Annotated in this window: 19 protein-coding genes; 9 read left to right on the forward strand and 10 right to left on the reverse strand. The window is 73.0% G+C overall.

Going from position 1 to position 24850, the window contains the following annotated elements:
• Nucleotides 1-59: 59 nt before the first annotated feature.
• From ACFYM0_RS19390 to moeZ, 9 genes are all read left to right on the forward strand, one after another.
• Entirely contained in the window at nt 60-1799 is a 1740-nt protein-coding gene (locus tag ACFYM0_RS19390; protein WP_388502815.1) for an ABC transporter substrate-binding protein, read from the forward strand.
• On the forward strand, nt 1796-2779 hold the full coding sequence (locus ACFYM0_RS19395; RefSeq protein WP_388502818.1) for an ABC transporter permease: 984 nt from the start codon (nt 1796-1798) through the stop codon (nt 2777-2779). The genes ACFYM0_RS19390 and ACFYM0_RS19395 overlap by 4 nt, the downstream gene beginning before the upstream one ends.
• Nucleotides 2776-3768, forward strand: a complete 993-nt coding sequence (locus ACFYM0_RS19400; RefSeq protein WP_388502821.1) for an ABC transporter permease — start codon at nt 2776-2778, stop codon at nt 3766-3768. Before ACFYM0_RS19395 ends, ACFYM0_RS19400 begins: the two co-directional genes overlap by 4 nt.
• Nucleotides 3765-5522: a dipeptide ABC transporter ATP-binding protein gene (locus tag ACFYM0_RS19405; protein WP_388502823.1), complete on the forward strand. Its 1758-nt coding sequence runs from the start codon at nt 3765-3767 to the stop codon at nt 5520-5522. The genes ACFYM0_RS19400 and ACFYM0_RS19405 overlap by 4 nt, the downstream gene beginning before the upstream one ends.
• 195 nt (nt 5523-5717) lie before the next feature.
• Entirely contained in the window at nt 5718-7592 is a 1875-nt protein-coding gene (locus tag ACFYM0_RS19410) for a DUF3492 domain-containing protein (protein WP_388503045.1), read from the forward strand.
• The gene (locus ACFYM0_RS19415) at nt 7589-8506 is read left to right on the forward strand and encodes a hypothetical protein (protein WP_388502826.1); all 918 of its coding nucleotides are present in this window, start codon (nt 7589-7591) and stop codon (nt 8504-8506) included. Before ACFYM0_RS19410 ends, ACFYM0_RS19415 begins: the two co-directional genes overlap by 4 nt.
• A gap of 108 nt (nt 8507-8614) precedes the next feature.
• Complete coding sequence (locus tag ACFYM0_RS19420) at nt 8615-9640, forward strand: NAD-dependent epimerase/dehydratase (RefSeq protein ID WP_243335987.1); 1026 nt, start codon at nt 8615-8617, stop codon at nt 9638-9640.
• Entirely contained in the window at nt 9628-10380 is a 753-nt protein-coding gene (locus tag ACFYM0_RS19425; RefSeq protein ID WP_388502828.1) for a spherulation-specific family 4 protein, read from the forward strand. Before ACFYM0_RS19420 ends, ACFYM0_RS19425 begins: the two co-directional genes overlap by 13 nt.
• Before the next feature lie 63 nt (nt 10381-10443).
• A complete protein-coding gene (moeZ, locus tag ACFYM0_RS19430; protein ID WP_327254829.1) occupies nt 10444-11622 on the forward strand; it encodes an adenylyltransferase/sulfurtransferase MoeZ in 1179 nt (392 codons plus the stop codon).
• Nucleotides 11623-11725: 103 nt separating this feature from the next.
• Here the strand turns inward: moeZ and ACFYM0_RS19435 are convergent, their stop codons facing one another.
• From ACFYM0_RS19435 to narH, 10 genes are all read right to left on the reverse strand, one after another.
• The gene (locus ACFYM0_RS19435) at nt 11726-13303 is read right to left on the reverse strand and encodes an alpha/beta hydrolase (protein WP_388502831.1); all 1578 of its coding nucleotides are present in this window, start codon (nt 13301-13303) and stop codon (nt 11726-11728) included.
• A gap of 81 nt (nt 13304-13384) precedes the next feature.
• A complete protein-coding gene (locus tag ACFYM0_RS19440; protein WP_388502834.1) occupies nt 13385-15913 on the reverse strand; it encodes an ABC transporter permease in 2529 nt (842 codons plus the stop codon).
• Nucleotides 15914-16011: 98 nt separating this feature from the next.
• Entirely contained in the window at nt 16012-16794 is a 783-nt protein-coding gene (locus ACFYM0_RS19445; protein WP_388502837.1) for an ABC transporter ATP-binding protein, read from the reverse strand.
• A 197-nt stretch (nt 16795-16991) separates the two neighbouring features.
• A complete protein-coding gene (locus tag ACFYM0_RS19450) occupies nt 16992-18260 on the reverse strand; it encodes a sensor histidine kinase (RefSeq protein WP_388503047.1) in 1269 nt (422 codons plus the stop codon).
• Nucleotides 18261-18265: 5 nt separating this feature from the next.
• Nucleotides 18266-19003 (reverse strand): two-component system response regulator CseB, encoded by a 738-nt coding sequence (gene cseB / locus ACFYM0_RS19455; RefSeq protein ID WP_388502840.1) that lies wholly within the window; start codon nt 19001-19003, stop codon nt 18266-18268.
• A 184-nt stretch (nt 19004-19187) separates the two neighbouring features.
• Nucleotides 19188-20567: a protoporphyrinogen oxidase gene (gene hemG / locus ACFYM0_RS19460; protein ID WP_388502844.1), complete on the reverse strand. Its 1380-nt coding sequence runs from the start codon at nt 20565-20567 to the stop codon at nt 19188-19190.
• 69 nt (nt 20568-20636) lie between these two features.
• Nucleotides 20637-21854 (reverse strand): TIGR04053 family radical SAM/SPASM domain-containing protein, encoded by a 1218-nt coding sequence (locus ACFYM0_RS19465; protein ID WP_388502847.1) that lies wholly within the window; start codon nt 21852-21854, stop codon nt 20637-20639.
• Complete coding sequence (gene narI, locus ACFYM0_RS19470; RefSeq protein ID WP_388502850.1) at nt 21851-22576, reverse strand: respiratory nitrate reductase subunit gamma; 726 nt, start codon at nt 22574-22576, stop codon at nt 21851-21853. Before narI ends, ACFYM0_RS19465 begins: the two co-directional genes overlap by 4 nt.
• Nucleotides 22576-23283, reverse strand: a complete 708-nt coding sequence (gene narJ, locus ACFYM0_RS19475) for a nitrate reductase molybdenum cofactor assembly chaperone (RefSeq protein ID WP_388503048.1) — start codon at nt 23281-23283, stop codon at nt 22576-22578. The genes narI and narJ overlap by 1 nt, the downstream gene beginning before the upstream one ends.
• 11 nt (nt 23284-23294) lie before the next feature.
• The gene (gene narH / locus ACFYM0_RS19480; RefSeq protein ID WP_388502853.1) at nt 23295-24815 is read right to left on the reverse strand and encodes a nitrate reductase subunit beta; all 1521 of its coding nucleotides are present in this window, start codon (nt 24813-24815) and stop codon (nt 23295-23297) included.
• Between the last annotated feature and the right edge of the window lie 35 nt (nt 24816-24850).

Below are 24850 nucleotides of genomic sequence, written 5' to 3' on the forward strand. Positions count from 1 at the left end.
CGCTGCCCCTCGCGTGGCCTTTTCCGCATCTCCCTTCACGCCGAGAGGTCCCTTTTCCCATGGCCCGTCAGTCCCTCATATCGCGCCGCGTGGCCGCGGTCGCCGTCAGCTTCGTTCTGGCCGGGGGCGCCGCCGCCTGCGGTCCCGAGGACAGCGCGGACAAGGCCTCCGCCGGTGACAAGCCGGGCGCCTCCGGCGCAGCCCCGCAGAAGGGCGGCATCCTGACCGTCCTCAACAACGAGCCGCAGAGCGACTTCGACCCGGCCCGCCTGTACACCTCCGGCGGCGGCAACGTCCCCTCGCTCGTCTTCCGCACGCTCACCACCCGCAACCGCGAGGCGGGCCCGGCCGGCGCCAAGGTCGTGCCCGACCTGGCCACCGACCTGGGCAAGCCCAACGCCGACGCCACGGAGTGGACGTACACGCTCAAGGACGGGCTGAAGTACGAGGACGGCTCGCCGATCACCACCGCCGACATCAAGTACGGCATCGAGCGGTCCTTCGCCGCCGAGCTGTCGGGCGGAGCCCCGTACCTGCGCGACTGGCTGGTCGGCGGGGAGTCGTACGAGGGCCCGTACAAGGACGGCGGCAAGGGGCTCGACTCGATCGTCGTGCCCGACGCGAAGACGATCGTCTTCAAACTCCGCAAGCCCGAGGGGGAGTTCCCCTTCCTCGCCACGCAGACGCAGTTCGCGCCCGTCCCCAAGGCCAAGGACACCGGGGTCAAGTACGAGGAGCACCCGGTCTCCTCGGGCCCGTACAAGGTCGTCAAGAACGAGAACGACGGCGAACACCTCACCCTCGAGCGCAACGAGAACTGGGACGAGAAGACCGACGGGGAGCGCAAGGCCTACCCGGACACGATCGACGTCCGCTCCGGGCTCGACGCGGCGGTCATCAACCAGCGCCTGTCCACCAGCTCCGGCGCCGACGCGGCCGCCGTCACCACCGACACGAACCTCGGCCCGGCGGAACTCGCGCAGATCGGCGCCAACAAGGAGCTGGAGGGCCGGGTCGGCACCGGGCACTTCGGCTACGTCAACTACCTGGCCTTCAACCCGAAGGTCGCCCCCTTCGACAACCCGAAGGTCCGCCAGGCCATCTCCTACGCGGTCAACCGCACCAGTGTGATCAACGCGGCCGGCGGCTCCGCCCTCGCCGAGCCCGCCACCACCTTCCTGCCCGAGCAGGAGGCCTTCGGCTTCACCAAGTACGACCACTTCCCGGCCGGCAAGACCGGAGACCCGGCCAAGGCCAAGGAACTGCTGGCCGAAGCGGGCTTCAAGGACGGGCTGACCATCACCCTCACCCACTCCAACGCCCAGAACCGGCAGACCAGCCCCGAGGTGGCCACCGCCGTGCAGCAGGCGCTCGCCGCCGCCGGGATCACCGTCAAGCTGGAGGGGCTGGAGAACAACGCCTTCAACGAGAAGCGCTGGGACGTCAAGAACACCCCCGGCTTCTTCCTCTCCCGCTGGGGCGCCGACTGGCCGTCCGGCGCACCCTTCCTCGCGCCGATCTACGACGGCCGGCAGATCGTCACCAACGGCACCAACTACAACCACGCGCAGCTCAACGACCCTGCGATCAACGCCGAGATCGACGAGATCGCCAAGCTGACCGACCTCGCGGCGGCCGGCAAGCGCTGGGGCGCCCTCGACAAGAAGATCGGCGAGCAGGCGCTCGACGTACCGCTCTTCCACCCGGTCTACAAGCGGCTCGTCGGCAAGGACGTCAAGAACGTCGTCATCAGCGACTGGACCGGCGTCCTCGACATCTCGCAGGTCTCCGTCAAGTGACCCTCCTCGCCGGCCGGCCGGCGGCCGGGCCCGGGGCAGCCGCCCCGGGCCCGGGCCCCGGGCGGCAGATACTGCGGCGGCTGCGCGCCCGGCCCTCGGCCGTGGCGGCGGCCGCCGTCCTCGCGCTCCTCGTCCTCCTCGCCCTCACCGCACCGCTGTTCGCCCACCTCACCGGCCAGGACCCGAACGCCTACCACGACGAGCTCGTCGACTCCGCCCGCGGGGGCGTCCCGCTCGGCTCCTTCGGCGGGATCTCCGGCGAGCACTGGCTCGGCGTCGAACCGGGCACCGGCCGCGACCTGTTCGTCCGGCTGCTCTACGGGGCCCGGATCTCGCTGCTCGTCGCGCTCGGCGCCACCGTCGTCCAGGTCCTCGTCGGGGTGGCCGTCGGGCTCGCCGCCGCACTCGGCGGCCGGTTCGCCGGGCAGGTCGTCAGCCGCTTCACCGACGTGATGATCGCCCTGCCCATGCTGGTGATCGCCATCGCCCTCACCGCCGTCGTCCCGCCCGGCTTCCCGCGCACGCTGCTGCTGATCCTGGTCATCGGACTGCTCGACTGGGGCGGCGTCGCCCGCATGGTGCGCGCCCAGACCCTCTCCCTCAAGGAGCTGGACTTCGTGGACGCCGCCCGGCTCTCGGGCAACGGCACGCTGCGCATCGCCCGCCGGGAGCTGCTGCCCTCCCTGGCCGCGCCCGTCATCACCCTCGCCGCGATCAAGGTGCCCACCGCGATCGTGGCCGAGGCCTCGCTGTCCTTCCTCGGCGTCGGCGTGAAGCCGCCCACCCCCTCGTGGGGGCAGATGCTCTCCAGCGCCCAGACCTGGTTCCGCGCCGACCCCGCCTACGTCCTGCTCCCCGCCGGGCTGCTCTTCGTCACCGTGTTCGCCTTCACCGTGCTCGGCGACGCCCTGCGCACGGCCCTCGACCCGCGCGAGGACTCGCGGCTGCGGGTCGGCACCAGAAAGGAGCGCAAGGCGTGATCCGCTTCGTGCTCAAGCGGACCGGCGGCGCACTGATCGTGCTGCTCGCCCTGTCCGTCGTGATCTACGGCCTCTTCTACCTCGTCCCCGGCGACCCCGCCCGCCTCGCCTGCGGGGAGCGCTGCAACCCGGCGCAGATCGCCCAGGTGCGCGAGCAGCTCGGGCTCAACGCGTCGGTGGTCACGCAGTACCTGCACTTCCTGCAGGGGCTGCTCGTGGGCCGGGACTACTCCGGCGGCGCCGGACTCGTCCTGCACTGCGACGCGCCCTGCCTGGGATTCTCGTACCAGAACGACGGGCAGGTCACCGAGCTGCTGCTGGAGCGGCTCCCCGCCACCCTGTCGCTGGCCCTGGGCGCGCTGGTGATCTGGCTCGTCATCGGCGTCGGCACCGGACTGCTGTCCGCACTGCGCCGGGGCGGTCTCACCGAGCGGGCGCTGACCGTGCTCACGCTCGCCGCCACCGGAACCCCCGTCTTCATCCTCGGGCTGCTGCTGCTCATGGCCGTCTGCGCGTACCTGCAGTGGCTGCCCTTCCCCACGTACGTACCGCTCGGCGACGACCCCGAGCAGTGGGCGTGGAACATGCTGCTTCCCTGGGTGACCCTCGGCTTCTTCGAGAGCGCCAAGTACGCCCGGCTGAGCCGCAGTTCCACGCTGGAGACGCTCGCCGAAGACCACATCCGCACCTTCCGCGCCTACGGGGTGGGGGAGCGGGCCGTCGTGACCCGGCACGCCGTGCGCGGGGCGGTCGCACCGGTGATCGCGCTCAGTGCCGTGGACTTCGGCACGATGATCGGCGGCGCCGTGCTGACCGAGTCGCTGTTCGGGATCCCCGGGCTCGGCAAGACCCTCATCGACGGCGTCCGCGTCGTGGACCTGCCCGTGGTGGTGGGCGTGGTCCTCGCCATCGGCGCGGCCGTCGTGCTCGCGGGTGTCGTCGCCGACGTGCTGTACGCCGTCGCGGACCGAAGGGTGGTTCTGGCATGACGCACGCACCGCTGGTGGACGTCACCGGCCTCACCGTCGAGTTCCCGGTCGGCCGGCCGGGGGAGTACGTACGGGCTGTGGACGGGGTGTCCTTCACCCTGGAGCCCGGCCGCGCGCTGGGCATCGTGGGGGAGTCCGGAAGCGGCAAGTCCACCGTCGCCACAGCCCTGCTGGGGCTGCACCACGGGACCGGGGCGAGGCTAGGCGGCACCGTCCGGGTCGGCGGCACCGACGTGGGCGCGGCCTCCCCGGCCCAGCTCCGGGAGCTGCGCGGGGCCGTCGCCGCGATGGTCTTCCAGGACCCGCTGAGCTCCCTGGACCCGTACTACGCCATCGGCGACCAGATCGCCGAGGTGTACCGGGTGCACGTCTCCGCCTCGCGGCGCGCGGCCCGGGCCCGGGCTGTGGAGGTGCTCGACAGGGTGGGCATACCCGACGCGGTACGCCGCTCCCGGGCGCGGCCCCACGAGTTCAGCGGGGGCATGCGGCAACGGGCCCTGATCGCGATGGCGCTGGCGTGCGAGCCGAAGCTGCTGATCGCGGACGAGCCGACCACGGCGCTCGACGTCACCGTCCAGGCGCAGATCCTCGACCTGCTGCACGGGCTGCGGGAGGAGCGGGGGCTCGGGCTGCTGCTCGTCACGCACGACGTGGGGGTGGCGGCGGAGAACGTGGACGACGTGCTGGTGATGCGGGACGGGGTGGTGGTGGAACGGGGGGCGGTCGGCTCCGTGCTGTCGGCGCCGGCCGATCCGTACACCGGGGCGCTGCTGGCGGCGGTGCCGCGGCTCGACGCCGTGCGGGTGCCCTGGCCGGGGGCCGTACGGGCGCTGCCCGTACCCGCGCCTCAAACGCCGGCTGGGCTGGATTCGGCCGAGCCGGGTTCGGCCGAGCCGGGTTCGGCCGAGCCGGGTTTGGTTGGGCCGGGTTTGGCCGAGCCGGATTCCGTGCCCGTCGTCGAGGCGTTCTCCCTGCGGAAGGAGTTCGGGCGGGGGAAGCGGCGGGTGGAGGCCGTGGGCGGGGTGTCCGTCTCCGTGCGGGGCGGGGAGACGCTGGGGATCGTCGGGGAGAGCGGCAGCGGCAAGAGCACCCTCGGGCGGATGCTCGTCGGGCTGCTGGAGCCCGGTTCCGGGCAGATCCGGCGGGACGGGGTGGAGAGCGCCGGCCTGGTGCCCGGGGTGCAGATGGTCTTCCAGGACCCGGTGTCCTCGCTCAACCCGCGCCGTTCGATCGGCGAGTCCATCGCGGACCCGCTCCGGGCGGCGGGGGAGGGAGACCAACGGGCGATCCGGGCGCGGGTCGGTGAACTGCTCGTCCGGGTGGGCCTGGAAGAGGCGCACTACGACCGGTACCCGCACGAGTTCAGCGGCGGCCAGCGCCAGCGCGTCGGGATCGCCCGGGCCCTCGCGCCCCGGCCCCGGCTGATCGTCTGCGACGAGCCCGTCTCGGCGCTCGACGTGACCACGCAGGCGCAGGTCACCGCCCTGCTGGCCGAGCTCCAGCGGGAGCTCGGGATCGCGCTGGTCTTCATCGCGCACGATCTCGCGGTGGTGCGTCAGGTCAGCGACCGGGTCGCCGTCATGCGGGGCGGGGTGATCGTGGAGGAGGGCCCCGTCGACGAGGTCTACGACCGGCCGGCGCACGCCTACACCCGCGAGCTGCTCGCCGCCGTCCCGTCCCTCGACCCCGCCGTGGCCGCGGCCCGCAGGCTCGGCCGGCGCCGTTCCGGGGGAGTGCTCGCGGGGGCCTCGTAGACCGATTTCCTTATTCCCCAACGTACTTAGCGCGCTCGAACGCGAACCGTACGGGAAAGTTACGACTCTTCACCCCTTCCGGTGGCGCGACGGACAACCGTCCGTCGCGCCTTCGGCATATCCGCTTGAGTTCGTATCCGGCGGGTCGCCGGACCGACGGAGACCGCCTGAAACGGGAGATCGGGGGTGCCACTCGTGCGGATCGGACTGCTCACGGAAGGTGGTTATCCGTATGCGACGGGGGAAGCGAGGCTGTGGTGCGACCGGCTCGTGCGCGGGCTTCCCCAGCACGAGTTCGAGCTCTACGCCCTGAGCCGCAGCGCCGAGCAGGAGGAGCGCGGCCGGGTGCCGCTGCCCTCCCACGTCACTCGGGTGCGCACCGCCCCGCTGTGGGCGCCGGCCGACGACGGACGCAGCTACCGGCGACGCGAACGCCGCCGTTTCGCCGCCGCCTTCACGGAACTGGTCCGCGGAATCTGCGGAGCCGACCCCGCACGGTTCGCGGACGGGCTGTACGGGCTGGCCGCTCTCGCCTCGGAACAGGGCGGGCTGTACGCGGCACTGCGCTCCGAGACGGCCGTACGGGCCGTGGAGTCCGCCTGCCGCGCCCCGGAGGCGAGCAGGGAAGTGCAGCGGGCACAGGTCGCCGACCTGCTGGAGTTCGTGGACGAACTGGAGCGGATGCTGCGGCCGTTGTCCCTGGACTGGTACGAGGAGCTCAGCGAGGTCGACGTCTGCCACGCCGCCGCGGGCGGCGTCGCGGCGCTGCCCGGGCTCCTGGCCAAACGCTTCTTCGGAGTGCCGCTCCTGGTCACCGAGTACGGGGTCCAGCTCCGGGCCCACTACCTAGCCCACTCCGCGACCTCCGCGCGGGACGAACGGCCGGCCGTACGGGCCCTGCTCGCGGCCTTCCACACCCGGCTGGCCGGCGAGATCTACGCCCAGGCCGACCTGCTCACCCCCGGCAACGCGCACGCCCGGCGCTGGCAGGAACGATGCGGGGCCTCCCGCGAGCGGCTGCGCACGGTCTACCCCGGGATGGAGGCGGACCGATTCGCCGCGGTCGGCGAGGCCCCGGCGTGCGGGGACCCGCACACCCTCGTCTGGGTCGGCCGGGTGGACCCCGCCAAGGACCTGATCGCCCTGCTGCACGCCTTCGCCGAGGTGCGCAGGGCCGAACCGCTCGCGCGGCTGCGGATCTTCGCGACGGCGGGCGGATCCGGCAACCAGGCGGTCGGGCACGGCTACCTGGCCGACTGCCGCTCGCTGGCCGCGCAGCTCTTCCCCGACGAGGCCGCCGACGCGCACGCCGTCGGCGAGAACCCGGTCACCTTCGAGGAGATCGGCGGACCCGACGCGCCGTCCCCGGCCGACGCGTACGGCTCCGGGCGGGTGGTGGTGCTCTCCTCCGTCATCGAGGGCTTCCCCATCACCCTGGCCGAGGCCATGTTCTGCGGCCGGGCCACCGTGTCCACCGACGTCGGCGCCGTCGTCGAGGTGATCGGCGGAACCGGGCTCGTCGTGCCGCCGCGCAACCCGCGCGCGCTCGCCGAGGCCTGCGTCTCGCTGCTGCGGGACCCCGAGCGGGCCCAGCGGCTCGGCTCGGCCGCCCGGGCGCGGGCCCTCGAACTCTTCACCGTCGAGCAGAACGTCGCCGCCTTCCAGGAGTCCTACCTGCGGCTGCTCGCCCGCGGACCGGCCCGCCCCGACGGCACCGGCGTGCCCTTCGAGCAGCCGCCCGAGGCCCGCGTACCGGGCCACTGGGCCACCCCCACCTGGGCCGCGCCCCACCTCGGTCCCATGACCCCGTCCGCCCCTTCCGAGGTTCCGGCCACCGGCCCGGCCGACACATCGGCCCGCGGAGAAGCCGCCGGCCCGCCTCCGGGTGAGGCGCGGCCCGCCGCCGGCGCGGAGGCCGACGCGACCGAGGTACCCGACCCGGGCCGGTCCGCCGACCAGGCCCCGCACACGGGCGACGCCGAGGGCGCGGGTACGGCACCGGTCGCGGACCGCGTCATGGTGCCCGCCGCGCGGGCCGCGGACGCCGCCGGTTCGGAGGCGTCCGCATGACCGTGCCCCTGGACGAAGCCATCCCCCCCATGGACCCGCCTCCGCCCCCGCCCCGCAGGGCCCGCGCAGGCGGGGATCCCGTCAAGGCGCTGCTCCACCGCCACCGGGAGCTCTGCGAGCACGCCGTGGACCCGCTGGAGATCGCCGCCGGGCTGGAGGCGCACGGCATCACCGACCGCACCGCCGCCCGCTTCCGCCACCGGGACGTCTTCTCCCTCGCGGAGGAGCTCTACGCCCGGACCCCCCGCGACGGCACCACACCCGCCCCGCCGGCCGGGATCCCGGTCCGCGCCAAGGCGGTACGCGGCTTCGGCTACGCGCTGCTCCCCGGGGCCCTCGCCCTCGGCGCGAGCGCCGCCGGGGTGCCCTGGGCCGGAGCCCTCGCCGTGCTCGTCACCGTCGCCGGGCTCGGACGGCCGGGCCGGGCCGCCGCGGGACGCTTCCCCGCCGCCGTGTACCTGCTGGCCGCCGCCGCCCTCGGCTGGGCCGTCCACCGCCACGGCACCCCGCTCGGGACCGCCCTGGCCCTGGCCGTCGCCCCCGGGCACCTGGCCGGCGCCGTCTTCGCGGCCCGCGCCCGGCGCCGCCTCGCCGGGAGCCGGGCCCTGGAGGACTTCGCCGACGGGGTCAGACCCCTGCTCCTCGGGACGCTCGCGCTGTACGCCGCTGCCGCCGCGGGGGCGGCCGCACTGACCGGGACCTCTCCCGCGGTGGCCGTACCGCTCGCGCTGCTCCTCTTCCTGACCCGGCTGCTGCTCCGCCACGGAACCCCCCGCGGAGCACTCGCGGCGGCCCCGGCCCTCGTACTCGCCCTCCTCCCGGTCCCGGCGGCGCCGTTCGCCGCCGCGGCGGGAGTCCTCGTACCCGCCGTCCTCGCGCTGTCGCGGGCCTCCGCACACGCGCAGCGGCCCTGAAACCTTCGGAAGCAGACACCGAAGCGCCGTACCCCCCACCCCGATCCACCCATCCAGCAAGGAGACACAGGACATGACCGGCCAGCCAACCAACCAAGGGGCCGCGCGATGAGGGTGTTGCTGATCGGAGCCAACGGATACCTCGGACGCTACGTCGCGGACCGACTGCTCGCCGACCCCGCCGTCCAGCTCACCGCGCTCGGCCGCGGCGACGACGCCGACGTCCGCTTCGACCTCGCCACCGGCAGCCCCGGCGCGCTCACCCGGTTCCTCGACGCCGTCCACCCGGGCGTCGTCATCAACTGCGCGGGAGCCACCCGGGGCGGCGCCCGCGAGCTCACCCGGCACAACACCGTCGCCGTCGCCACCATCTGCGAATCGCTGCGCCGCAGCGGCTGCGGCGCCCGGCTCGTCCAGCTCGGCTGCGCCGCCGAGTACGGGCCCAGCCAGCCCGGGTCCTCCACGGCCGAGGACGCCGTGCCCAGACCCGGAGGGCCGTACGGAGTCAGCAAACTGGCCGCCACCGAGCTCGTCCTCGGCTCCGGGCTGGACGCCGTCGTCCTGCGGGTCTTCTCGCCCGTCGGACCCGGCACCCCCGCCGGATCCCCCCTCGGCCGGCTCGCCGAGGCCATGCGGCGCGCGATGCAGTCCGGGGACGGCGAGCTCAAGCTCAGCGGGCTCGGCGTCCAGCGCGACTTCGTCGACGTACGCGACGTGGCGCGGGCGGTGCACGCCGCCTCGCTGTCGGCGGCCCAGGGCGTCGTCAACATCGGCACCGGCCGGGCGGTCCGGCTGCGCGACGCGGCCGCCGTACTGGCGCGGGTCGCCGGGTACGGAGGCTCGCTGCACGAGATCGACGTACCGCAGCACGGACAGCACGCCCAGCACCCGCAGGCGCACGGGCACCCCGGCCGGCCCGCCGGGCTCGCAGCCATCGGCTCTCCGCGCTCCGAGGCCACGGCCGAGCAGCTCGCCGCCGCGACGGCCCAGCCCCCGTACCCCTACCCGGACGGCTGCGGAGCCTGGCAGCAGGCGGACGTCCGTACCGCCCGCGACCGGCTCGGCTGGCGGCCGCGGATCAACCTGGAGGAATCCCTGGCGGACATCTGGATGGAGGCGGCGTGCCGCATCTGACGACCCCGCCGACCGCCGGCCGGGCAGCCACCGAGGTGGGCCGGCTCGGGCTGGGCGTCCCCGGGTACGCGCATCCGCTGCTGGCCCCGGTGGAGTGGGCCGAGCTGACCCGGCCCGGCACGCCGCTGCACTGGGCCGTCCTCAACGTCACGGACGGGCCGGGCGGCCGGCCCGACCCGCACTGCACGGAGGCGGCAGCGAAGCTCCGCGGCGCGGGCGGCGCGATCCTCGGGCATCTCGCGATGCGAGACGGGGAGCGGTCGTTCGGGGAGCTCGTCTCCGACGCCCACCGCTTCCGCGACTGGTACGGAGCCGACGGCTTCTACCTCGCGGACGCCCCGGCCGGGAAGGCGGAGCTGGCCTCCGTACGCCGGGTCGTGGACACCCTGCGGGGACTCGGCGACGGGCTGCGGATCGTCCTCGGACACGGCACCCACCCCTGCGAGGGGTACACGGAAACCGCAGACCAGCTGGTCACCTTCGCCGGAAGCTGGGCCGACTACCGCTGGTCTCAGGTGGCGGAGTGGACGGCCGACCACCCGCCGGAGACGTTCTGCCACCTCGTGTACGGAGTGCCGCGCACGCACCTGGAGGAAGCGCTCCGGATCGCCCGCTGGCAGGGCGCGGGAACCATCTGGTTCACCGACCGGCGCGGGGCCGCTCCGCTGGATCCCTGGGCGTCGATGCCCGGGTATTGGGACGAAATCGTCTCGCGGATCGGACCGGGTGTCTCGGAATGAAGGAGGGCGTGGCAGTGTTACGGGAAGAACCACCGTTAAGACTTAATCATCTACGGAGTCCCCGTGTCGCTGCCACCCCTGGTAGAGCCAGCTGCTGAGCTCACCGTTGACGAGGTCCGTCGGTACTCCCGCCACCTGATCATCCCCGACGTGGGGATGGACGGCCAGAAGCGCCTGAAGAACGCCAAGGTGCTGGCCGTGGGCGCGGGCGGCCTCGGCTCGCCCGCCCTCATGTACCTGGCCGCGGCCGGCGTCGGCACGCTGGGCATCGTGGAGTTCGACGAGGTCGACGAGTCGAACCTGCAGCGCCAGATCATCCACAGTCAGGCGGACATCGGCCGTTCCAAGGCCGAGTCGGCCCGCGACAGCGTGCTGGGCATCAACCCGTACGTGAACGTGGTCCTCCACGAAGAGCGGCTCGAAGCCGACAACGTGATGGAGATCTTCAGCCAGTACGACCTCATCGTCGACGGCACGGACAACTTCGCCACGCGCTACCTCGTGAACGACGCCTGCGTGCTGCTGAACAAGCCGTACGTGTGGGGCTCGATCTACCGCTTCGACGGCCAGGCCTCGGTCTTCTGGTCCGAGCACGGCCCGTGCTACCGCTGCCTCTACCCGGAGCCGCCCCCGCCGGGCATGGTCCCGAGCTGCGCCGAGGGCGGCGTGCTGGGCGTGCTCTGCGCGTCCATCGGGTCCATCCAGGTCACCGAGGCCATCAAGGTCCTCACCGGCGTCGGCGAGTCGCTGGTCGGCCGCCTGATGATCTACGACGCCCTGGAGATGCAGTACCGCCAGGTCAAGGTCCGCAAGGACCCCGACTGCGCCGTCTGCGGTCCGAACGCGACCGTCACCGAGCTCATCGACTACGAGGCCTTCTGTGGCGTCGTGTCGGAGGAGGCCCAGGAGGCCGCGCTCGGCTCGACGATCACTCCCAAGCAGCTCAAGGAGTGGATCGACAACGACGAGCCGATCGAGATCATCGACGTCCGAGAGATCAACGAGTACGAGATCGTCTCGATCCCCGGCGCGAAGCTGATCCCCAAGGGCGAGTTCCTGATGGGCACCGCCCTCGCGGACCTGCCGCAGGACAAGCGCATCGTCTTGCACTGCAAGACGGGTGTCCGCAGTGCGGAAGTCCTCGCGGTCCTGAAGTCCGCGGGCTTCGCGGACGCGGTCCACGTCGGCGGCGGCGTCATCGGCTGGGTCCACCAGATCGAGCCCGAGAAGCCGGTCTACTGAGCAGTCGCCCGGAGGGGCCGTATCCCGCTCGCGCGGGGTGCGGCCCCTCCGGCGTGTTCCGGGGCCCTTTCCCGCGGGCCAGGCAAGATCCGAAAGAGACGGCCTAGGCGGGCGAGGTCGGCGCCGGGGACTTCGACGCCGTGCAGACGGTGCCCGCGCCGGGCACCTTCCCGTCGAGCAGGTAGGCGTCGACGGCCTGCTGCACGCAGGGGTCGCCGCTGTTGTAGGCGCCGTGCCCCTCGCCCTTGAAGGTGAGCTCCACGCCGACGCCGGGGCCGAGCCGCTCCACCATCTTGCGGGCGCCCTCGTACGGGGTCGCAGGGTCACCGGTGTTGCCGATCACCAGGATGGGCGCCGAGCCGGGGGCGGAGACGTCCGGGGTGCTCCAGACGCCGGCGACGGGCCAGTCGGTGCAGCCCATCATGGCCCAGCCGAGGAAGTCCCCGAAGACGGGCGAGGCGGCGCGGAACTCGGGCAGCTTCGCCTTGGTCTGCGCCAGGGTGTAGCGGTCCTTGGAGTCGGCGCAGCTGATGGCGGTGTTGGCTGACCCGATGTTGCTGTAAGTGCCCTTCGGGTCGCGGCCGTTGAGGGCGTCCGACATGGCGAGCAGGAGCTGCCCCTGGCCGCCCTCGGCCTCGTCCAGGCCCTGTTCCAGCAGCGGCCAGGCCTCCTTGGAGTACAGGGCGAAGGCGATGCCGTTGGTCGCGGCGTCATCCGTGAGCAGCCGGTCGCCGGAGCCGGGGATGGGCTTGGCCGCGAGCTGCTTCTGGAGCTTGATGATGTTCGCCTCGATCTCCTTGGCGGTGCTGCCCTGCAGGGCGCAGGAGTCGCCGCGGTTCACGCAGTCCTGGGCGAAGTTGCCGAGCGCGAGCTGGAAGCCCTTGGCCTGGCCGAGGGCGCCCTGCTCGGAGTTCTTCGTCGGATCGACCACGGCGTCGAAGACGGCCCGGCCGACGTTCTTGGGCAAGAGGTGGGCGTAGACCCCGCCGAGCTCGGTGCCGTAGGAGATGCCGAAGTAGTACAGCTTCTCGTCGCCGAGGGCCTGGCGGATCCGGTCCAGGTCACGGGCCGCGTTCTCGGTGCCCACGTGGGGCAGCACCTTGCCGGACTTCGCCTCGCAGCCTTCCTTGTACTTCTTGGAGGTGGCGAGGAAGTGCTTCTCCTCCTCCGGCGTCGAGGGGCTGGAGTCGGCGGCGTAGTACGCGTCCAGCTGCTTGTCGTCCTCGCACAGCACGGGCGCGCTGCGGCCCACCCCGCGCGGGTCGAAGCTGACCAGGTCGTAGCGCTCGCGCAGGGCCGCGTACTCCTTCGCGGCGCCGGGCAGGGAGCTGATGCCGGAGCCGCCCGGGCCACCGAAGTTGAAGACGAGCGAGCCGATCCGCTTGTCCTTGTCGCGGGCCTTCGCCCGGATCAGGGCCAGCGGGATGGTCTCCCCTTCCGGCTCGGCGTAGTCGAGGGGCACGTCCAGGACGGCGCACTGCCAGTCCTTGCCGGGCACCTGCCCGACGCCCTCGGCGGGGGTGGGGGCCTCGCACTCCCCCCACTTGGGTTTCTTGATGCCCTGAGCGGCGCCGTCCTTGCCCCTCTTCTTCTCGCCCCCACCATCGGAACAGGCACTGGTGGCGAGCAGTGCGGCGGCAGCGGTGGCGGCAGCGGCCACCCGGAGGGCGTGTGTCGGCATGCCTTCATCCTGTGCGCGCCACGCGCACCCCGCCCCCGCGCTGACCCATCCGGGTCACGGGGGCGGGGCGCGCGCGACCGGTCACTGGGCGGCCGTGGCGGCGGGGATGTCGACAGCAGCGGCCCGGCGGGCCGGCCAGAGGGAGGCGAGCAGGGCGCCGGCCATGGCGAGCAGCACCCCGAGGGTCAGCTGTCCCCAGGGGATGACCAGGGCGTATCCGGCGACGCTCTCCTGGAGGGTGTTGCCGAGGGCCCAGCCCGTGAAGATGCCCATGACCGTGCCGACGGCCGCGCCGAGGGCGCCGACGAGCAGGGCCTCCATGCGGATCATCCGGGTCACTCCGGCACGGTCCAGGCCGAGGGCGCGGAGCGTGCCGATCTCCTTGCGGCGTTCGAGCACGGACATCGCGAGGGTGTTGGCGATGCCCAGGGCGGCGATCACCAGGGCCATGCTGAGCAGGGCGTAGAAGATGTTGAGCTGGTCGCCGATGCCGCTGGTGTCCTCCGCCCGGATGGCCTCCTTGTCGAGGACGGACAGGGCGGGGTTGTCGCCGAGCGCCTTGACGACGCTCGCGAGCTGGGCGCGGCCGGGTCCGCCCGCGGTGGCCACGACGATCGAGTCGGTGTGCGGGGTCGAGTCGAAGCGGGCGACCAGGGAGTCGGGTGCGGTGATGCTGGGCAGCACCTTGCTCTGTTCGTCCGCGTGGTAGATCGCGCCGATGGTGACCTCGCCCTGCTTGTCCAGACGCTTCACGGGGAGGCTCTGGCCCACCGTCCAGCCGTTGGCCCGGGCCTTGTAGTCGGCGACGGCGACCTTGCCCTGGGCGAGGCTGTCGAGGGAGCCCGCGGTCACTTCGTAGCGCAGGAGGCGGCCGATGGCGGCGGGGTCGACGCCGGTCAGGACGGAGGAGACCCCGCCGATCCGATACTCGGTGGACTGGTCGAGCGGGCTGTAGGTGACCCCGGACAGCTTCTTGAGGGGCTCGGCGGTGGCGGGGGTCATCCGCTGCCCGCCCGAGGGGGCCTGCACCAGATAGTCGCCGGTGATGTCGCGGGTGGTCGCGCCGTCGAGGTACCGGGTGGCGGAGGCACCGAGGACCGACAGGCCCGAGGCGAGCGCGAGGGCGATGGCGAGCGCGGCGGCCGTGGCGCCCGTACGACGGGGATCGCGCACGGTGTTGCGGGCGGCGAGCTCGCCCTGCACCGGGCTCACGCGGACCAGCAGCGGCCGGAGCAGGGCGGTGAACGGCCGGGACAGGAGCGGGATGAGGGCGATCGCACCGGTCAGGGTGAGGGCCGCGCCGAGGCCGATGACGGTCCGGGCGTCCTCGCCGGTGGTGAGGGCGCCGTACAGGGTGGTCGCCGCGCCGGTGAGCAGCAGTGCGGCGCCGATCCCGGTGCGCAGCGAGCCGGCCCGTGCGGGCGCGGCGGGCTCGGCGGCGCCGAGTGCGGCGACGGGCGGGATGGCCATGGCCCGGCGGACCGGCACCCAGGCGGCGATCACGGGCAGGGCGGTGCCGACCACCAGCGCGATGATCACGGTGGAGGGGAGGAGGGCCGGCGGGGCGGCCGGGCTGTCGGCGGCGGAGAAGAGGGCCTGGAGCAGGGCGGCGACCCCGGTGCCGGCCAGGATGCCGGCCACGGAGGCGATCAGGCCGACGAGGACGGACTCGGTGAGCAGGATCCGCCGGACCTGCTTGCGGGTGGCGCCGACGGCCCGCATCAGGGCCAGTTCCCTGGTGCGCCGGGAGACCAGCATGGTGAAGGTGTTGGAGATGAGGAAGGTGGCCACGAACAGGGCGACCGCGGCGAAGCCCAGCATGATCTGGCTCATGGTGTCGCTGTCGCTGGAGGCCGTGTTCGCCTGGAGCCGGGCGAGCTGGGCGCCGGTGACCGCGGTGGAGTCCTTGGGGATCACCGCTTCGACCCGGGTGAGGAGCTGCGTCACGTCGGTGCCGGGCGTGGCCGTGATCTCGATGTCCGTGTACCGGCCGGGCTGGAGGAACAGCTTCTGGGCGGCGGCATCGGAGAACAGCACCAGGCTGCCGCCGGGGGAGAGCTTGGAGGCGTCGGTGCGGAAGACGCCGCTGAGGGTGTACGAGGCCGCGCCGGTGCCCGTACCGACGCGGACGGAGTCGCCGACGCGGTAGCCGCCCTTGGCGGCGCTGGCCTCGTCGAGGCCGATCGCTTGGCCGCCGACCGGGCCGGAGCCCTGGGTGAACCGGTAGGCGGGGTCCGATCCGTCCTTGCCCGGGGCGAAGTTGCCGCCCTTGCGGAAGTCGGCGCTGCCCAGCAGCCGGCCCGCGGGGTCGGCAACGGCGGCGAAGCCGTCGACCCGGCCCGCGGCGGCGGCGACGCCGGGGACCTCGGCCAGGGCGGCCGCGGTGTGTGCGTCGAGGGTGGCCGGCGGGCCGCCGGGCAGGGCATTGGGCGAGACGTTGAGGGAGATGCGGTCGTAGCCGGCGCTCGCCCGGTCGGTGGCGGCCTGCTTCAGGCTGTCCCCGTAGACGAGGCTGCCGGTGACGAAGGTGACCCCGAGCATGACGGCGAACGCGGTCATCAGCAGGCGGGCCTTGTGCGCGAACACGTTGCGCAGGGCGGTACGGAACATGGGGATGCGGATCCTGGGAGGCGGGCCCGGGGGAGCGGGCGGGCGGCTGGTTCGGTGCGGGAGCGTGTACGGGTCGGCTCGTACGGGTCAGCTCGTGGTCAGCTCGTGCGGGAGCGGGCGTCGAACGCCTTCATCCGGTCCAGGACCCGGTCCGCGGTGGGCTGCGCCATCTCGTCAACCAGCCGTCCGTCGGAGAGGAAGACCACGCGGTCGGCGTAGGCGGCGGCGACCGGGTCGTGGGTGACCATGACCACGGTCTGGCCCAGCTGGCGCACCGAGTCGCGCAGGAAGCCCAGGACCTCGGCCCCGGCGCGGGAGTCGAGGTTTCCGGTGGGCTCGTCGCCGAAGATGATCGCGGGGCGCGAGACCAGGGCCCGGGCCACCGCCACGCGCTGCTGCTGGCCGCCGGAGAGCTGTCCGGGGCGGTGGCCCAGGCGATCGGCGAGGCCGGTCATCGCCACCACGTGGTCCAGCCACTGCCGGTCGGGCTTCCGGCCGGCGATGGTCAGCGGCAGGGTGATGTTCTCCAGCGCGCTCAGCGTCGGCAGCAGGTTGAACGCCTGGAAGATGAAGCCGATCCGGTCGCGGCGCAGCCGGGTCAGCTGCTCGTCGTTCAGGGAGCCCAGCTCGGTGGTGCCGATGCGGACGGAGCCGGAGGAGAAGGAGTCGAGCCCGGCGACGCAGTGCATCAGGGTGGACTTGCCGCAGCCGGAGGGGCCCATGATCGCGGTGAACTCGCCCTCGCGGAAGGCGATGTCGACCCCGTCCAGGGCGACGACCAGGGTGTCACCGCTGCCGTAGACCTTCGAGAGGCCGGTGGCGGCGGCCGCGATGCCGGTCGGAGCGTGGTGCGGGTGCGGGGCAAGGGGGGCGGCGGTCACGGGGACTCCTCTTCGGCGCGGGAAGCTGCACTTCGAAGGGTGTCCGGGGGACGTATCGGGGCCCGGGCCGCCGGGTATCGGGGGCCGCTCCGGTGTGTATCGGTCCGGTAGCGGGCGGGCGGCTGACTCCGCGCGGGGCGAGGTCCCCTACCCGCCCTTCGCCCGTTCCCCGGGGGCTCCGCCCCGGACCCCGCGCCTCAAACGCCGGCGGGGCCGGATGAACCCAGGCGAAGCGTGGCGACGGCGCCGCCGTCCGGGGCGTTGGCGAAACGGAGTTCGGCGCCGAGCACCCGGGCCTGGCCCACGGCGATGGTCAGCCCCAGGCCGTGGCCCGTACCGCGCTCGGCCCGGCCGGTGTGGAAGCGGCGCGGGCCGTGGCTCAGCAGGTCGGCGGGGAAGCCGGGGCCGTGGTCCCGTACGACGACCGTGGAGCCCTCCACGGTGACCCGTACCGGTGTTTCCCCGTGCCGGTGGGCGTTGACGACGAGGTTGCCGACGATCCGTTCGAGGCGGCGCGGGTCGGTCTCCACGCTCCCGGCCGACGGGGAGACCTCGACCTCGGTGACCAGGCCGGTGCGCGTCACGGCCTCGGAGACGACCGCGCCGAGCGGAACCCGGTCGCGGACCGGGAGTTCGGCGCCCGCGTCCAGCCGGGAGATCTCCAGGAGGTCCTCGACCAGCCCGCGCAGGTCGCGCACCCGGGCCCGGAGCAGGTCCTCCGTCTCCCCGGGCGGCAGCAGGTCGGCGGCGGCCAGCAGGCCACCGACGGGGGTGCGCAGTTCGTGGGCCACGTCCGCGGTGAACCGGCGTTCGTCGCGCAGCTTCCGGCCGAGGCTGTCGGCCATCAGGTCGACGGTGGCGGCGATGTCGTCCACCTCGTCGCGGCCCTCGGTGGTTCCGGTGCGGGCGTCCAGGTCTCCGGCGGAGATCCGGCTCGCGGTCTCGGAAACCCGGCTCAGCCGGCGGCCGAGCAGGCCGGCGCCGTAGACCGCGAGGGGGGTGGCCGCGGCGAGGGCGAGCAGCGAGGCCACCGCCATGGTCAGGTCGAGCCGGCGCAGCTCGTGGAACTCCGTGTTCATGCCGACGCGGTACGTCAGCACCGGGCTGCCGGGACCGCCCACGCGCTGTGCGGCCCAGAAGCTCGGTCCGGTGTTGCCCGCCACGTGCCCGTCGTAGGCCGTATGCCGGTCGTCGTCGCCCGGGTTCCGCAGGGCGGAGGGCATCTCGGGCGGATCGAGCTCGGCGCCCTCGATGAGGGTGCCGGTGCGCCGGTAGGTGTCCATGGCCGTGTAGACGGTGTTGAAGGCCCGCATCTCGGCCCGGGAGCGGATGTCCGATGCGGTCCAGAGGTGAACGAGGACACCCACCGCCATCGCGACCAGGCAGGCCGTGGCGGCGGCCAGGGCGGCGATCTTCCAGCGCAGGGGAACGCGGCGGCCCGGCACGGGGTGGTGGAACGCGGCCACGGCCCTCAACGCCTGAGCTTGTAGCCGAAGCCGCGGACCGTTTCGATCCGGTCCCGGCCGAGCTTGCCGCGCAGCCGCTGCACGCACAGGTCGACGACCCGGCTGTCCCCGTCCCAGCCGTAGTCCCAGACGTTGCGCAGCAGGGTGTGCCGCTCCAGCACGACGCCGGGGTGGCCGGCGAACTCCAGCAGCAGTTTCAGCTCGGTCGGGGTGAGCGCCACCGGGGTTCCGCCGACGGCCACGTCGAGGCCGCCGGTGTGGATGGTCAGGTCCCCGAAGGTCAGCAGTTCCCCCTCGGACGGTCCGGGTTCTTGCTCCGTGGCCGCCTCCGCCGGGGCGGGGGCGTAGGTGGCGCGCCGCAGCAGCGAGCGGATGCGGGCCACGAGCACGTTGGTGTCCACGGGCTTGACCACGTAGTCGTCCGCCCCGGCCTCCAGGCCGGCGACGATGTCCAGCCCGTCGCCGCGGGCCGACATCATCAGGACGGGGACCAGGCTGGTCTCGCGGACCTTGCGGCACAGGCCGATCCCGTCGAGGCCGGGCAGCATCACGTCGAGGATCAGCAGGTCGAAGTCCTCGTCGCGGAAGGATTCCAGTCCCGTGAGCCCGTCGGCGGCGGCCCGCACCGTGTACCCGTAGCGCTCCAGGGAGACGGTGAACGAGCGGCGCATCAGCTCGTCGTCCTCCACCAGCAGCACGCGAACGGGTCGCGGGGCGGCGGGAGCCGGGGTGGGGGAGGACACGGGGACGACTCCTGTGCGGCTGACGGGTGCGGACGGGTGCGGACGGGTCGAACGGCACCGATGAAGACGATAGGGCCGCAGCGGCCGTACGTTCCGTAGCCGCGGCCCCGCGGGCCGATGAGATGAAAAGCCGAGCGTCCGCCGATACCCGCCCGATACGAACGCTGCGCCCTACGGCTGGGCCCTACGGCTGGGCCAGGACCTGCTTCGCGGCCGCGCGCCCCGTCGCGACGCAGGCGGCGACGCCCACGCCCTCGTACGCCGCTCCGCACAGGGCGATGCCCGGGAGCTTGCCGGCGGCCTCGCGGATGCGGGCGACGCGCTCGCGGTGCCCGACACCGTACTGGGGCAGGCCGCGGTCCCAGCGGGTGACGCGGGTGGCCAGGGGTTCGCCCATGGGGCCCACCGCGTGGTGGAGCTCGGCGATGGCCGAGCGGACCAGGTGGCGGTCGGGGCGGCCGAGCAGCTCGTCCTCGCCGATGCGTCCGATGGAGGCGCGGAGCACGAAGGTCTCGGGAGCCGCGTCGTGCAGCCAGGACCACTTGTTGGAGAGGAAGGAGGCGGCCTTGAGGGTGTGGCCGTCGACCGGCGGGACCAGGAAGCCGTTGCCTTCGGGGAGGAAGTGGGCCTGGGCGCGGGAGAAGGCCATGGTGATGACGGCCGTCGAGGCGTGCGGGATCGAGGAGAGCTCGTCCTCGGCGATCGGGGAGTGCGGGCGCAGCAGCTCCGCCGCCGCGAAGGCGGGCAGGGCGAGGATCACCGCGTCGGCCTCCATCGTCAGCGCGCCGTCGCCGGTCATCGCCTGGACGCGCCAGCGGCCGTCGGCGACCCGCTGGAGCGAGCGGGCCGTCGTCCCGGTGAGGATGCGGGCTCCGCAGGCTTCCGCGACGGCTGCCGGGAAGCGGCCGGTGCCGCCGACGACGCCCTGGACGGCCACGGCCCCCGAGCGGGGGGCGCCGGCGGCGCGCATCCGGCGCAGGGCGGGGAGGAGCGGGGTGCCCTGTTCCGCGAGGGCCGCGATCCGGGGCATGGCCGCGCGCAGCGAGAGCCGGTCGGCGAGGCCGGCGTAGACGCCGCCCAGCATGGGTTCGATGAGCCGGTCCACGGCCTCCTGGCCGAAGCGGCCGCCCAGGTACTCGGTGACCGAGCAGTCCTCGGTGAGCGGGGTGGCCGGGAGGGTCTCCTCGGCGGCGACGCGCCGCAGGCCCTCGGGGGAGAGCAGGCCGGTGCCGGCCAGCGCGGAGGGGTCGGTGGGGACGCCCATCACGTGTCCGGCGGGCAGCGGGCGCAGGGCGCCGTTGGTCCAGATGGTGGTGGCGGCCTTCGCGGGGTCGCAGAGGGCCTCGCCGAGTCCGACGGCGGCGGCCAGTTCCACGGCCTCCGGGCGCAGGGCCATGAGGGATTCGGCGCCCTCGTCGACGGTGATGCCGGCGATGGTGCCGGTCCGGAGCTTCCCGCCGACCTTGGCGTGGCTCTCCAGGACGGTCACATCGGCCTGGCCGCGCAACTGCCACGCGGCGGCCAGACCGCTGATCCCGCCACCGATGACGATCACTGAACGCATGTTGTTCTCCCGTGGCCTCGAGGCCGTGGTCGATATGTTCCCATATGAAACGTATGGGAACCGGGTGGGTCAGCGCCTCATGCTTTCGGCCAGAGCCCTGAGTTCCTCCTGATAGGGGAAGCTGCCGGGCTCGTACGCGCAGTACGGGTCCGCTTCGAGCACGTCGCGCGTGAAGCCGTACGCCCGGGAGCGCGACCCCCCGCACACCGTCTTGAACTCGCACGCCCCGCACTTGCCGCGCAGCAGCGAGGGGTCGCGGAGCTTGGTGAAGAGCGCCGATCCCCGGTAGATCTCGGTCAGCGGGTGGTTCTTCACGTTGCCCGCCGAGAGCGGCAGGAAGCCGCTGGGGTGCACCTCGCCCGTGTGCGAGATGAAGACGAAGCCGCGGCCCGAGGAGACGTCCATCGGCGGCCTGCGCACGGCCCGCCGCTCCCCGTCGAAGACCCCGAGCTCGTGGGCGCGGGCCGAGAGCCGCTCGTACAGTGCGCCCAGGACGGGCCGCTCGCCGCGCGCGTCCAGGACGGTGCGCTGTAGCGCGACCCGCCGGAAGTGGTGGCCCTCCGTCGTCTTGGTGGCCATCACCGCCCCGCAGTCGTACAGGAAGTGCAGGACGTCCTCGATCTCGGCGGCGGTCAGGGAGTCCAGCTGTTCCCCGCGCCCGGTCGGGACCAGGACGAAGCCCGACCACAGCATCGCGCCCTCGCGCCTGACCAGCGCCGCGATGTCGGCCAGGTCCTCCAGGCTGTCGCGGGTGACCGTGGTGTTGATCTGCACCTTGAGGCCGAGCTCCCGGGCGGCCCGCCAGCCCTCCAGCGTCCAGTCGTAGACCCCGGGCACGCCCCGGAAGGCGTCGTGGCGCCCGGCGGTGGAGCCGTCCAGGGAGAGCGAGAGCGCGACGGCCCCCGCTTCCCGGACCGCCACGAGGTTCTCCCGGGTCAGTGTCGGCGTGCCCGAGGGGGACACCGCGACCCGCAGGCCGAGCGAGGTCCCGTACGCGACCAGGTCGGTGAGGTCGGTGCGCTGGAAGGGGTCCCCGCCGGTGATCACGAAGAGCGGGCTCGGCTTGCCGAAGGCGGCGATCTGGTCCATCACCCGGCGGGCGTCCGACCCGTCGAGCTCCTCGGGGTGGCGCAGGGTCTGCGCCTCGGCCCTGCAGTGCAGACAGGCCAGCGGGCAGGCCCGGGTGGCCTCCCAGATGACGATGAAGGGCCGGTCGGAGACCGCGTGGCGGGGCTGCCGGACGACGGTGGGGGAGGGCCGGGTGGTGTGCGCGGGGCGCGGGGTCACGAAACCCGCTCCCAGCCGCGCTTGCTCGGGCGGTTGGCGAGCTGCTTCGGGTCCCGCTTGCGGTAGACCACGTACGGCCGGAACAGGTACTTCAGCGGCACGGAGAACATGTGCACCAGGCGCGAGTACGGGATCAGCGCGAACAGCGTGAAGCCGAACAGGATGTGGATCTTGAAGGCGAGCGGGGCGCCCGCCATCAGGTGGTAGTCCGGGGTGAAGGTGAACAGGCTGCGGAACCACAGCGAGATGCCGTCGCGGTAGTTGTAGCCGTCCATCATCCCGGCCGAGTTGAGCATCGTGGCCGTCAGCCCGAGGAGCATCGCGCCGAGCAGGCACGCGTACATCACGTGGTCGCTGCGCAGTGTCGCCCGGCGCACGGCCGGCACCTTGAAGCGGCGGTAGACCAGGATCCCGATGCCGGCGGCCGCCGCGACGCCCGCGACCGTGCCGGTGGCGAGCGCGATCAGGTGGTACGTGTGGTCGCTGACGCCCACCGCGTCGGTCCAGCTCTTCGGGATGAGCAGACCGACGACGTGGCCCAGGATCACGAAGAGCATGCCGAAGTGGAAGAGCGGCGAGCCGATGCGCAGCAGCCGCGATTCGTGCAGCTGCGAGGAGTGCGTGGTCCAGCCGAACTTGTCGAACCGGGCCCGCCAGATGGTGCCCGCGATCAGCAGGGCGATCGAGACGTACGGGAATACGCCCCACAGGAGGAGGTCCATCAGGCGGGCATCCTTTCGGAGGCGGCGGCAGCGGTCGAGTAGGCCGCCGTGGGCCAGGGGAGGTCGGTCGGGGCCGAGGACGGGAAGTCGACGGGCATGTCGAGGCCCGGCCCGAAGGGCTCCAGCGCCGAGCCCGCGCCCACCAGTTCCTGCGGCGGCCCGTTCCTGGCGAGGGCCTTCGCCTCCGCCTTGGTCTCGGGGGAGGGTCCGGGCAGCGTCGCGCAGACGGCCTCCAGGATCCGGGCGTACGGGGAACCGGACTCGGTGAGCGCCAGGCGCAGCAGCTCCAGCCCGGCCCGGTGCTCCTGGAGCAGCTCGGTGCCGGCCTCCTCCTCGCGGGCGGCGAACTCCAGGGCCACCGGCAGGAAGTCGGGCAGCTCCTCGCCCGCGAACTCCAGCCCGAAGTCCCGGTAGATCCGCTTCAGCCGGACCAGGGACAGCCCGCGCCGGCGGGTGTCCCCGTCGACCCACCAGGTGAGGTAGAGGCAGCGCCGGTTGCGGGTGTCGAAGGTCGAGGTGTACTGGGAGCACAGCTCGATCGGGGTCTGCCCCTCGGCTTCGTCGAGGAACGCCCCGAGGAGTCGGGCCGGTTCGGCGGGCGCCCCGGCGAGGGCCGCACGGAGCCGCGGGAGTTCGTCGTGGAAGTAGTCGCCGGGGTACTGCAGTACGCAGCCGGCGACCAGCCGCACCAGCGCATCGCCGGTCATCCGGTCCTGTCTCACGAACTCCTCCTGGTGGTACCGAGGTTGAGCATCACCCGGGGTTCGGGCAGCGCGCTGACCGGGCAGCCCTGGTCGGCGCCGCCCAGCGGGTGGGAGTCGGCCAGCGCGTCGGCCTCGGCCCGTGCGGCGCTGGGGATCACGAAGCGGTCCTCGATCTTGGCGATGGCGAGGAGCCGGAACATGTCCTCCATCTCCTGCCCGGACAGCCCGACGGCCCGCGCGATCGACTCGTCACGCTCCTCGCCCAGGTTGACCCGGCGCATGTAGGCGCGCATCGCGGCCATCCGGCGCAGCACCGCCTCCACGGGCACGGTGTCGCCGGCGGTCAGGACCTCCGCGAGGTACTCGACGGGGATGCGCATGGCCTCGATGGCACCGAAGAGGTTCCCGGCGTCCTCGCCGTCGCTGCCGGTGGCGGCGACCGCCTCGACGACGGGGGAGAGCGGCGGGACGTACCAGACCATCGGCATCGTCCGGTACTCCGGGTGGAGCGGGAGGGCGACCTGGTAGGTGGCGATCAGGTCGTAGACCGGGGAGTTGTGGGCCGCGTCGAGCCACTCGTCGGTGATGCCGGCCGCGCGGGCGGCGGCGATCACGGCCGGGTCAGCGGGGTCCAGGAAGCACTCCACCTGGGAGGGGTACAGATCGTGCTCGTCCTCGACGGCTGCGGCCCCGGCCACCTTGTCGGCGTCGTAGAGCATCACGCCGAGGTAGCGCATCCGGCCCACGCAGGTCTCCGAGCACACGGTCGGCATGCCGACCTCGATGCGCGGGAAGCAGAAGGTGCACTTCTCGGCCTTGCCGGTCCGGTGGTTGAAGTACACCTTCTTGTACGGGCATCCGGTCACGCACATCCGCCAGCCGCGGCACTGGTCCTGGTCGACCAGGACGATGCCGTCCTCCTCGCGCTTGTACATCGCGCCGGAGGGGCAGGAGGAGACGCACGCCGGGTTGAGGCAGTGCTCGCAGATCCGCGGGAGGTAGAACATGAAGCTCTGCTCGAACTCGAAGCGGATCTTCTCGCCGACCTCGTCGCGGATCTTCTCGATGATCGGGTCCTGAGGGGCGTGCGTGGGCGCGCCGCCGAGGTTGTCGTCCCAGTTCGGACCCCACTCGATCTTGTCGATGGGCTCGCCGGTGAGCTGGGAGACGGGCCGGGCGGTGGGCATGTCGTCGCCCGCCGGGGCCTCGGTGAGGTTCTTGTACTCGTACGTCCAGGGCTGGTAGTAGTCGTCGATCTCCGGCAGGTCCGGGTTCGCGAAGATCTTGCCCAGCTTGGCGAGCCGGCCGCCCGCCTTGAGGCGGAGCTTGCCGGAGCGGGTGCGCTCCCAGCCGCCCTTCCACTTCTCCTGGTCCTCCCAGCGGCGCGGGTAACCCTGGCCGGGGAGGGTCTCGACGTTGTTGAACCAGACGTACTCGGTACCCTGCCGGTTGGTCCACGCCTGCTTGCAGGTGACCGAGCAGGTGTGGCACCCGATGCACTTGTCGAGGTTCATGACCATGGCTACTTGGGCCATGACGCGTCCGATGGGCGCTTCGCTCCGGGGCACGA

It is taken from the genome of Streptomyces sp. NPDC006487 (genome assembly GCF_042870555.1).
Classification (GTDB): Bacteria; Actinomycetota; Actinomycetes; order Streptomycetales; family Streptomycetaceae; genus Streptomyces.